Consider the following 9231-nt stretch of genomic DNA (forward strand, 5'->3'; position numbering starts at 1 on the left):
TTTCGTCTTACAATACTTCAATGAACTTGTACACCGTCATTCCGGTGTCTTGTCAACAACTCTTCTGTCGCCGTTTTACTCTTGGGTTTGCAAAGGTAAGAATGTTTTTTTATCCCACAAAAAAGAAGTGATAAAAATCTTAAAATTCTTTTCGCTAACCCCTCTTTTCAATCGCTTTGCCCTCGTTTGGGATTGCAAAACTGCAACATTTTTCCCGATTTACAAGACATCATCAACAAAGTTTTTTACTCCCTAAACAAACTGCACTGATTATCAACCCTAAAAAGTTTTAACGAGGTGAAAGAAAAAATAGAAATCTATTTTTTCTTTCACCTCCTATTTAAATTAGGCTATCATCCTCAAAATATTAAGCAAGTATAATTCGACTAATAATGTGACAAATTAATGAGATAGTAATCTAATTGAACTTGAAGACATTTAGAAGATTTACAAATTAGAAATCAAGATTTTCAAAAACCTTTCCTAAAAATAAAGTATACATTTGCATAAAAAAGAATTATGAACTTTTCAGAACTGGGATTATCACCTCAAATTATTGAAGCGATAAATAAAGCTAATTACAATAAACCTTATCCAATTCAATTAGAAGCAATCCCTGCAATCTTACAAAAAAGAGATTTATTAGGTATCGCTCAAACTGGTTCTGGAAAGACAGCTTCTTATATTCTCCCAATTCTAGAAAAGCTACAGCAAACAGCTATCAATAAAGGAAGAAGTATCCCTGTTTTGATTATCGTCCCTACAAGGGAATTGGCAGCGCAAGTAGAAGAAGTAATTAGAACTTTTAGTCAATTTTTATCCAGAACAATAAAAAGTCAAGCAGTTTTTGGTGGTGTATCAATCAACCCTCAAATGATGAAGTTGAATGGGACAGATATTTTAGTGGCAACACCAGGAAGATTGTTAGACTTGCTTTCTAAAAATGCTATATCAATAAGTGACCTTAAAACTCTTGTGCTAGATGAAGCAGATAAGGTTTTGAATCTTGGTTTTAAAGAAGAAATAGATGAAATTCTATCAAGGCTTCCAAAAAACAGACAGAACATCTTATTTTCTGCAACAAAGGAAGATGCTATAAATGGCTTAATAGAGAAGCTATTAAAAAATCCTATAAAAATAGAGATCAAACCTGAAGAAATAACACCAGACCTTATAGATCAGTCCGCCTATTTGGTTTCGCAAGAAAAGAAAGGCCCTTTACTAAGACATCTTATTGAGGAAGGCAACTGGCAACAAGTGCTTGTTTTCACATCATCTATAAGGACAGCAGATAATTTAACAGCCAAATTGGTTAAAAATGGAATGCAGGCAATGGCTTTTCATGGAGATAAAAGTCAGGGAGGAAGAACTGAAGCATTGAAACAATTCAAAAATGGCACCTTAAGAATATTGGTTGCTACTGACCTAGCAGCAAGAGGGATCGATATTAAGTTCTTGCCTTATGTGATTAATTACGAACTCCCAAGATCTCCAAAAGACTATATACATAGAATAGGAAGAACGGGTAGAGCTGGTTCAGAAGGTAAAGCCATTTCACTTATAACAGAGGAAGATAAGCATCACTTTAAAGTGATTCAGAAAAAAATGAAGAGATGGGTGGAATTAATTGATTCAGAAAACATCATTTAATTTCTCAAAAAGACAATTCCTTCTTCTCATCCCATTTCAATTTCACGCGATCACCAATCTCAAATACACGATTTTTGTCTTCTACCTTCCAAACTGATTTATCTGCTAAGGAAACAGTAAGCTGATTATAGTGAACAAGATATTGTTTTTCAATTACTCTTGCGGGTAATCCAGTAGTTTTAAATATTTGTACATCAGATGGTCTAACATATGTCTTAGGCTTTTCAGGAATTAAATTTAAATGACTAAAAAGCTTTGCTGCGTAGATATTTTTGGGTTTTTCAAAAATATCCTCAGGTGACCCTCGCTGAATGAGCTTGCCTTGATGCATGATGACTAAGGAGTCTGTCATCTGTAGCGCATCATCCAAATCATGTGTTACAAAAACAACAGTTACTTGAAGCTTTTGAAATATTTCCTTAAGCTCAAATATCAACTCTCTTCGCTGTATGGTGTCTAAGCTTGAAAATGGTTCGTCAAGCAGGAGTACCTGAGGTTCCAAACTTAAAGCTCTACCTATCGCGACTTTTTGTTGCTGACCTCCAGATAATTGCCTAGGCAATTTATTCCTGAAAGGTTCTAAGTTTAAAAGCTTTAAAAGCTCTTCAATTCTCTGCTTTTTATACTTTTTATCATATCGAATCAATGGCCTTCCGATATTTTCTTCAACTGTGGAGTTTGGAAATAATTGATATTCTTGGAAAACCAATTGTATTTCATCATAACCAGGGACTAATTTTTCTTTTGGGCTTAGGATTTGTTCTCCTTCTAAAAAAACATCTCCAGAATTTTTATTTTCTAGTCCTGCAATAATTCTTAATAACGTACTCTTCCCAGAACCACTTTCCCCAACCAAGGAAATGACTTGCCCCCTGTCTATATCCAAAGAAAAGTTCATTAGAACTGGTTTTTCTTCTCCAAATGATTTGTTGATAGAGCTGATCTTTAAATAAGTCATGTTAATAGTATACTATCTTTAATTCTCTTAGGGAGACTTTGAAATACTAAGTTATAAGAATGATCAACCAACTCAAGAATAAATTTATCAGACAAGCCTTTATTGAAAAAAATAGTGTTCCAATGTTTCTTGTTCATATGAAATCCCGGAATAATTGCTGGATTTAATTCCCTCAACTCTATGGCATATTCAGGATCACATTTCAAATTCACACTTTCAAAAAGCTCAATATCTATTATCGCAAAAATCTTTCCTCCAACTTTAAAGCAAAGTGTATTTATATCAAAAGGTGTTTCTTCGGAGGCAGCTGCTTTTGAAAGACAATATTCTCTAAAGAAACCAATATCCATAAATGATTTTATAAATACTTTTAAAATAACCTTTTGGCAATCCAAATAAGAACTGCTGCCAAGAACATCAAAATCGAAATCTTATTGATGCCATGCATCATCCTCAAACTGAAATTATTTTTCTTATTCGGATCCGGCTTTTGAAATACTCTTACAAAGTAATTACCCAATTCACCTAATTGAAAGAACTCTTTTAATCTGCTATTTGCCATGATAATTTATTTTATTGGGAAGTGGAGATATACCTTTTCTAAATTGCTATGCTATTCCTCTGGATCTATCCACATCCCGTCTTTTTTAATGATCTCGATCAATTCATCCACTGCTTTTTCTGATGGGACCGATTTCTTAACAACCTCTTTTCCTTTGTAAAGTGTAATTTTACCTTTTCCCGAACCGACATAACCAAAGTCTGCATCAGCCATTTCTCCAGGCCCATTTACTATACAGCCCATAATTCCTATTTTTACGCCTTTCAAGTGATCTGTTCTTTTACGAATCATCGCTGTAGTTTCTTGTAGATCAAACAAAGTCCTCCCACACGATGGGCAAGAAATGTATTCCGTCTTTGACATTCTAGTTCTTGCAGCTTGTAAGACTCCAAAACTAATGGAGTTATGTAACTTGATCTGGTCTAGAATAGTTTCTCGATTTTGATCAGTATAATTTGATAAATCAAGTAAAACACCTTCTCCAAGACCATCTATTAATAGACCGCCTACATCTGTCGCCGCATGGAGCATCGTTTTATCTTGAGATTGCTGCACATAAGAAACTTTGATCACTACTGGAAGATGAATTTCATTCTCAATCATTGTAACAAAAGCTCTTCTCAATGCCGCATAATTGTGTGAATTTTCACTTGAAAGTATAATAACAAGATCTTTTCGGTCTTTTATAAATCCAATAGCTTCCTCGGTTTCAAGATCTGAAATCATTAAAAAGTTTAAACCAAAATGGAATTCGGTGGCAGTCTTTAATTCGTGAAGGTTATATGCAGGATATTTATTTTCTCGATCCTCTGATTTTTGCCAAACAGAATAGTTTTGAATTTCTTTCATCCCATTTGGAAGCATGAATGGAATTGGATTCGATCCCGAAAACACATAATCAGCTCCTTGATCATTCATTTTCCACTTATCTAACTCTGGAAGATAGAAATGACCCACTTGCTTCATTTCTTTGGGTTGAACTTGATTGATTGCAGAAATGTCAGTGATCACTCTAGGAACATTCCCCCCTCCAAAATTAAACACTTCAATCGTATGCCTTTTATTATACTCAAAGGGTGTTATCGGATAACTTTCTATTTCTTGAATCTCTGAATGTCCTTCCCTTCCCTGATATCTATCCACCAAAGACTGCGCAACAGGGGCTTCAAACTCTGGGTCTTCGGTTAAAGAAACTCTAACGGTATCACCTAAACCATCTTCCAACAAAGTACCAATTCCAACTGCTGATTTGATTCTTCCATCTTCTCCATCTCCCGCCTCAGTGACTCCAAGATGAAGTGGATAGGCTTTAAATCCGCCTTCATCAAGTTTTTGAACCAACATTCTATAAGCCTGCACCATCACTTGCGTATTGGAAGATTTCATCGAAATGACTATATTATAATATCCCTCATCCTCACAAATTCTCAAAAACTCCAAAGCTGACTCAACCATCCCTAATGGCGTATCGCCATAGCGACTCATGATTCTATCCGAAAGAGACCCATGGTTTGTACCAATTCGCATTGCAGTGCCATTTTCCTTACAGATTTTCACTAAAGGGAGAAATCGCTCTTTTATTCTATCTAATTCTTGCTGATAGCTTTCATCAGAATAGTCAATGACTTCAAATTTCTTTTTATCAGCATAATTACCTGGATTGATTCTGACTTTTTCTACAATTTTTGCAGCAATTTCTGCAGCATTTGGAGTAAAATGAATATCTGCAACTAATGGAGTAGAATATCCTCTTTTCCTTAATTCATCTTTTATCAATTGAAGATTTTCAGCTTCTTTCATACTTGGAGCTGTAATCCTAATCAATTGGCAACCACTTTCTATCATTCTGATACATTGCTCAACGGAGCCTAATGTATCCATGGTATCCACAGTAGTCATAGATTGAATTACAATGGGATTATCCCCACCAATAATCACATCTCCAACTTTTACAGGAATTGTTTTCCTTCTTGAATAAGAAGTAAGGCTATTACAATATTTAATCTGATCAATTAATGACATCGCTTCTAAAATAATTATAAATCTCCTAACTGCGGCCTGATTACTATTTCTTCAACAACAGAGTTGGGAGAAAGGTTATAAGCTCCCCATACCGCCTCTGCTACATCCTCTGATTTCATAAATCTCTCTTCCGGAATGTCTACACCTTCCCAACTTGCTGTAAAGGTAGCGCCCGGTAATACTGATGTGACTTTGATATTAAAATCTTTCAATTCTTGTCTCAAACATTTGGTAAAGCCTAACATGGCCCATTTAGAAATCGCATAACTCCCCCCATTTGCGTATGCTGTGAGCCCTGCTATTGATCCAATAGAAAAAATATGTCCTGATTTTTTTGCAATAAGCTCTGGTGTAAAGGCCCTCGTTAAATAGTAAGCAGAATACAAATTAGTCTGAATCATCATTTCTAAGTTCCCATCCGGTTCTGAATGAATAGCTCCTGGTAAAAAGACTCCGGTATTATTTATTATAACATCTGGGCATCCCATTTTTGATTTTATCTCATTTGAAAAACAAATTACATCCTCTTTTTTTGACAGATCAGCTTTCATCGTAAAAATGGATTGACTAGGATACTTTGAGTTGAAATATGATTTTAGATTTTCTAAATCTCTTTCATTTCTAGCGCATGTAGAAACTGAAAAACCCTCCTTTGCAAACCTCTCAAGTATCGCTCTTCCGATTCCTTTTGTACCACCTGTTACTACTATATGTTTTGACATTTATTTCATTGTTTAATAGTTAGTATGACAACTATCTTATGGAAGCAAAGTTACATTTTTTTAAAAACTTTACGAACTTATCCGTTTATTACTCTACCTATTTTCAATTTTGTAGTAATTTTAATTTTATGGAGACTGAAAGCACTGACAGACTAGAATTAGCTGCGCATTTTATTAATAGTACCAATAGTCCAATATTTCTAACTGGAAAAGCGGGAACTGGAAAAACAACTTTTTTGAAAAATCTGGCTGATCTAACCCATAAAAGCTATGTTATTCTAGCGCCCACAGGGATTGCTGCATTGCACGCTAAAGGTGTTACCATACACTCTCAATTTCTTTTACCATTTGGGTCATTTCTACCTACAAGAGAACCCGAAGGGAACTTCACAAATAGCGGGAATTTCTTTACACAATACAGCCTTGGAAGGAAACACACTTTGAACAGTACACGAAAAAAGGTACTCAAATCAGTTGAATTACTTATCATCGATGAAGTTAGTATGCTTCGAGCAGATATTTTGGATGCAATCGATTATCGCATGAAAAGTGTCAAAAGAAATTTCGAAGAACCATTTGGAGGTGTTCAAATATTATTGATTGGTGACCTTTTTCAGCTTCCTCCAATTGTCAAGGATTACGAATGGCAGGTTTTAGGGAAATTCTATAAAAGCATGCATTTTTTCGAAGCCAAATCACTTCAAAATTCAGGCTTAGTTTATCTAGAGCTAAACAAAATATTTAGACAAAAAGATGATCAATTTATTCAGATCCTCAATAACCTGAGAGAAAATAAAACGACTAAAGCTGATATTGATTTCTTGAATAGATTCTTCAAAACCGAAAAGGAAATTTCAAAACTCAAAGATAATATCATCATTACCACGCACAATAATAAAGCTGAAGCTCACAATCAAAGGGAATTGGCCTTATTGAAAAGTAAATCACATTTCTTTGAAGCCAAGGTCGAAAAAGAATTTCCTGAAAACCTATATCCCATTCCAAAAACAATTGAGCTTAAAGAAGGGGCTCAAATCATGTTTATAAAAAATGATAGCAGTGGATTTTCAGAATTTTTTAATGGAAAGATGGCTACAGTGAAAAGTATTGAGAATGATGAAATCAAGGTTGTAATGACGGGAAATAACTTGGAATACATTCTAAAAAAGGAAACTTGGGAGAATAAGCGCTATGTTATTAAGGATGAAACCAAAGAACTTCAAGAGGAGGTCATAGGAACATTTGAGCAATATCCAATCAAATTAGCCTGGGCAGTAACTGTTCATAAAAGCCAAGGGCTTACATTTGATAAAGCCATCATTGATATTGGCCAAGCATTTGCCCCTGGTCAAGTTTACGTTGCTCTGAGTAGATTGCGTAGTTTGGATGGATTAACTCTAAAAAGCAGAATTCAATCACATATTATAAGTGCTGATCGAGATGCAGTAAATTTTACAGAAGCCACTACGGTGCACCAAGCACCCCTTGAAGATGTTTTAAATCAAAATCAGAAAATTTATATACAAAAATTACTGATCAAAACATTTGATTTTAGTGAAATCATTGAAAACTTTCATGCGTTCTTAAAGGATGCAGACAGCAGTATGGAATTTGAAGATCAGGAAATGCAGAAAGCAGTTCCAGAGATTCTTCAATCCGTATCAGATCAAGATTCAAATACTTATAAATTTCAACGTCAATTGCTCTATCTCTTACAAACAAATGAAGAGAATCATTTGATGGATAGATTAGAGAAAGGGAGTGAGTATTACTTTAAACTTTTAAAAGATTTATTAAAAAAACTCATGCTTCATGCTGCAGAAGTAGAAAGGTTTTCGAAAACCCAAACCTACTTGGAAGGACTTGCTGAAATCGAAATTATACTTTTAAAAAAATTAAGCGAACTCCAGAAAGTAACTTTTTTGATACCAGCAATATTAAATGGAGAAGAGATTGGTAAAATGGAGTCAATCAATAGAAATCTAATTCAATTAAGAATAAGTTTAGCTCAAGAAGCCAAGCAGGCAGCAAAGGACAATCCAAAATTCGCTACTAATAAAACGGGAAGGAAAAAGAAAAAATCAGAAAGCCCAAGTATAAAATTAGAAAAAGGAGAGACCTACGAGGTTACTTTCACCTTAAGTCAAGAAGGAAAAAGTACTGAAGAAATTGCAAAATACCGAGGACTAGCAGAATCAACAATCAAAGGTCACCTTGCAAAGGGAATCACAGCTGGCAAGGTTGATATATTTAATCACTTGTCTAAAGAATTGGTAAATGAAATATCTGTTCTTTTAGAAATCGAAAACGGTGAATTGGCAATTATTCGACAAAAGCATCCTGGAAAATATGACTTCGGAACCCTCAAAATGGTATCAGCCCATATTGCAAGAGACTGATTTGAAGTAAGCTGTAAAGTTTGATATTAAAGATGTTTAATTTCAAATCATTTAATTGAATTATTGGTGAATTGGGGAAGGAGTTAAAACGGTAAAAAGATAGTGTGGCTTTTGGGATTTTAAAGGCAGGTGTATTGAATTCAACTCCAAACTATCAAAATAAACCAACCTAATCTATATGCTATAAAAAAGTTAAGGGTTAAATGTTAATTAATGAACTTTTGCTTGACCTGTTTCAAGAGTTAGTCTTAGACCTTAACAAATTCAGTCTTTGACTGCTTTAAGGAGTTTATTTTTTTAATCGCCACGAGGATGATGCTGATTGATTAGGTTTTTATATGTCTTTTAAATCAGAGCCCACCCATCAAATCCATGTCATCTGTTTTCATATAGGAAAGGATAAAAGGTTAAGCGTTAATTGAGTGATTAGGTTAAAAAGTTTAATAAGTTTTAAGCGTTAAAGCATCATTCGCAGAGAAGCCAAGTCTTGTATCTTGTATCTTTTGTCTCACATCTCTTGTCTCCTATCTCTAAAGGTATTAAACGCAAAAAGACCCTTTGGCTTGAACCAAAGGGTCTGAATAATGTGGCGGCGACCTACTCTCCCGGGTGTAACCCCAGTACCATTGGCGCTGCAGGGCTTAACTTCTCTGTTCGGGATGGGAAGAGGTGGGACCCCTGCGCTAGGCCGCCTAAATCTTTCTGTTTTCTTTATATGGATATTCCAATAAATTCAACAGGCTCTCTCTCGAGATTAATGTTTTTAAGTTCTTATCAAGTATCGAGTTTAAAACATCAAGTCTTGTATCTTGTGTCTTACCTCCCCGAAATTCTTCGGGGCAAGCCTTATATCTTAATTCATAACAAGTGTGCAGAAAATTGAGTGTGTAGACCATTGGTAAGTTTTCGGGCAATTAG

At 34.8% G+C, this 9231-nt stretch carries 8 protein-coding genes and 1 rRNA gene; 3 read left to right on the top strand and 6 right to left on the bottom strand.

The window, feature by feature from the left end:
- A partial coding sequence (locus tag IEV57_RS19445; RefSeq protein WP_229744576.1) for a hypothetical protein occupies nt 1-256 on the top strand: 256 nt, incomplete at its 5' end.
- Between the two features lie 263 nt (nt 257-519).
- Nucleotides 520-1650 (top strand): DEAD/DEAH box helicase, encoded by a 1131-nt coding sequence (locus IEV57_RS19025; protein ID WP_188444626.1) that lies wholly within the window; start codon nt 520-522, stop codon nt 1648-1650.
- Between the two features lie 4 nt (nt 1651-1654).
- On the opposite strand, the gene IEV57_RS19030 is transcribed toward IEV57_RS19025, so the two are convergent.
- Genes IEV57_RS19030 through IEV57_RS19050 form a run of 5 tightly spaced genes read right to left on the bottom strand, consistent with a single transcriptional unit; the run spans nt 1655 to nt 5914 of the window.
- On the bottom strand, nt 1655-2608 hold the full coding sequence (locus tag IEV57_RS19030; protein ID WP_188444627.1) for an ABC transporter ATP-binding protein: 954 nt from the start codon (nt 2606-2608) through the stop codon (nt 1655-1657).
- Complete coding sequence (locus IEV57_RS19035; RefSeq protein ID WP_188444628.1) at nt 2605-2958, bottom strand: MmcQ/YjbR family DNA-binding protein; 354 nt, start codon at nt 2956-2958, stop codon at nt 2605-2607. Before IEV57_RS19035 ends, IEV57_RS19030 begins: the two co-directional genes overlap by 4 nt.
- A gap of 20 nt (nt 2959-2978) precedes the next feature.
- The gene (locus IEV57_RS19040; protein WP_188444629.1) at nt 2979-3170 is read right to left on the bottom strand and encodes a DUF6728 family protein; all 192 of its coding nucleotides are present in this window, start codon (nt 3168-3170) and stop codon (nt 2979-2981) included.
- A gap of 51 nt (nt 3171-3221) precedes the next feature.
- A complete protein-coding gene (gene ispG, locus IEV57_RS19045) occupies nt 3222-5192 on the bottom strand; it encodes a (E)-4-hydroxy-3-methylbut-2-enyl-diphosphate synthase (RefSeq protein ID WP_188444630.1) in 1971 nt (656 codons plus the stop codon).
- A 14-nt stretch (nt 5193-5206) separates the two neighbouring features.
- Nucleotides 5207-5914 carry an SDR family oxidoreductase gene (locus IEV57_RS19050; protein ID WP_188444631.1) on the bottom strand — a complete coding sequence of 236 codons (708 nt, stop codon included), beginning with the start codon at nt 5912-5914 and terminating at the stop codon, nt 5207-5209.
- Between the two features lie 128 nt (nt 5915-6042).
- On the opposite strand from IEV57_RS19050, the gene IEV57_RS19055 reads away from it, so the two are divergent.
- Nucleotides 6043-8313: a helix-turn-helix domain-containing protein gene (locus tag IEV57_RS19055; protein ID WP_188444632.1), complete on the top strand. Its 2271-nt coding sequence runs from the start codon at nt 6043-6045 to the stop codon at nt 8311-8313.
- Nucleotides 8314-8897: 584 nt separating this feature from the next.
- Here the strand turns inward: IEV57_RS19055 and rrf are convergent.
- Nucleotides 8898-9009: ribosomal RNA gene (rrf, locus tag IEV57_RS19060) — 5S ribosomal RNA — on the bottom strand.
- Nucleotides 9010-9231 lie beyond the last annotated feature (222 nt).

Origin of the sequence: Belliella aquatica (assembly GCF_014637795.1) — a bacterium.
In the GTDB taxonomy this organism is placed as follows: Bacteria; Bacteroidota; Bacteroidia; order Cytophagales; family Cyclobacteriaceae; genus Belliella; species Belliella aquatica.

What these genes read in the sequence shown, in the direction of transcription:
- IEV57_RS19025 (WP_188444626.1), top strand. Translation starts at nt 520, where the DNA reads ATGAACTTTTCAGAACTGGGATTATCACCTCAAATTATTGAAGCGATA.
- IEV57_RS19030 (WP_188444627.1), bottom strand. Translation starts at nt 2,608, where the DNA reads ATGACTTATTTAAAGATCAGCTCTATCAACAAATCATTTGGAGAAGAA.
- IEV57_RS19035 (WP_188444628.1), bottom strand. Translation starts at nt 2,958, where the DNA reads ATGGATATTGGTTTCTTTAGAGAATATTGTCTTTCAAAAGCAGCTGCC.
- IEV57_RS19040 (WP_188444629.1), bottom strand. Translation starts at nt 3,170, where the DNA reads ATGGCAAATAGCAGATTAAAAGAGTTCTTTCAATTAGGTGAATTGGGT.
- ispG (WP_188444630.1), bottom strand. Translation starts at nt 5,192, where the DNA reads ATGTCATTAATTGATCAGATTAAATATTGTAATAGCCTTACTTCTTAT.
- IEV57_RS19050 (WP_188444631.1), bottom strand. Translation starts at nt 5,914, where the DNA reads ATGTCAAAACATATAGTAGTAACAGGTGGTACAAAAGGAATCGGAAGA.
- IEV57_RS19055 (WP_188444632.1), top strand. Translation starts at nt 6,043, where the DNA reads ATGGAGACTGAAAGCACTGACAGACTAGAATTAGCTGCGCATTTTATT.